At 64.9% G+C, this 1,286-nt stretch carries 2 protein-coding genes; both read left to right on the plus strand.

The window, feature by feature from the left end; translation table 11 throughout:
• A partial coding sequence (locus tag H7B90_RS32090; protein WP_185139981.1) for a GAF domain-containing protein occupies positions 1–418 on the plus strand: 418 nt, incomplete at its 5' end.
• Positions 419–463: 45 nt separating this feature from the next.
• Positions 464–1,123, plus strand: a complete 660-nt coding sequence (locus H7B90_RS32095) for a response regulator transcription factor (protein WP_185139982.1) — start codon at positions 464–466, stop codon at positions 1,121–1,123.
• Positions 1,124–1,286 lie beyond the last annotated feature (163 nt).

The following is a 1,286-nucleotide window of genomic DNA, read 5'->3' on the forward strand; positions in this document are numbered from 1 at the left end:
GCTGCTGCCGATCGACGTGGCGGCGGTGGCGTGGAGCGGCGCGGAAGACCGGCGGCTCGCCTGGTGGGCGGCCTCCGGCTGCTCGGACGACCGGTATCGGACGTTGGCGATCCGTCCCGGCCGCGGGCTCGAAGGGACGGTGCCGCGGATCGGCAGGCCGCTCGTGCTGGACGCGGGAGATCCGGGCACTCCGCGCAGACGGGAGGAGTCGGCGCTCATGCTGGTCGAGGGACTGCACTCGGCCGCGGCGTATCCGGTCTCCGGGGAAGAGGGCTTGTGCGGAGTGCTTCTCGTGGGCAACCGCCAAGCCCGCGCGTACTCGCAAGATCATCTCCTCGTCGTCGAGCTCTCGGCCAGATGGCTGGGCCAGCTGAGGGATTACGCGGAGAAGGGGGCTCCGGCTCCTCATCGGCATTGATCGTGTGATAGGATAGGAGCATAGAACGCCAGGGGAGAGTGCGCGATGATCCGAATCATGCTGGTGGACGACCATATCGTCGTCCGGACGGGACTTCGAATGCTGCTGGAGGGCCAGCCCAATCTGACCGTCGTCGCGGACGCGGCGGACGGCGACGAGGCCGTTCGCGCCGCGCTGCAGTGCAAGCCCGACGTGGTGTTGATGGATCTGAGCATGCCGCACGGCAAGGACGGGCTGACCGCCACGGCCGAGCTCAAGAAGCTGCTGCCGGATACGAACGTGCTCATCCTGACGATGCACGACGACGAAGAATACTTGTTCCGCTCGATCCAAGCCGGCGCCTCCGGCTACGTGCTGAAGAGCGCTCCCCACGAGGAGCTGCTGACGGCGATCGAGTCGGTGTCCTCCGGCAACGCGTACCTGTATCCGACCGCGACCAAGCGGCTCATGAACGAGTACATGGAGAGAGTGAAGCACGGGGGAGACGGCTCCGACTCCTACGAGACGCTGTCCGAGAGAGAGAAGGAGATTCTGTCTTGGATCGCCAAGGGCTACTCCAACAAGGAGATCGCGGAGAATCTCATCATCAGCGTGAAGACGGTCGAGACCCACAAGGCGCATCTCATGGAGAAGCTGGGGCTTCGCACCCGGCCCGATCTGGTCAAGTACGCTCTGAAGAAAGGGTTGTTGAACTTTGACGTCTGAGGAGAAGAACGGACGCCGTTACCCGGAGGGGATCGGCCGGAACGTCGACCGCCTGCTCTCCCAGCTCGACGGCGCTACCCGGGAGGATGCCGCGTTCCGCGACGATCTCAAGCAGACGCTCAACGAGCTGACGAAGCTGAAGCTGGCGCTGGACGAATCGTCC

The sequence above is a fragment of the Cohnella xylanilytica genome (assembly GCF_014212175.1).
Classification (GTDB): Bacteria; Bacillota; Bacilli; order Paenibacillales; family Paenibacillaceae; genus Cohnella; species Cohnella xylanilytica.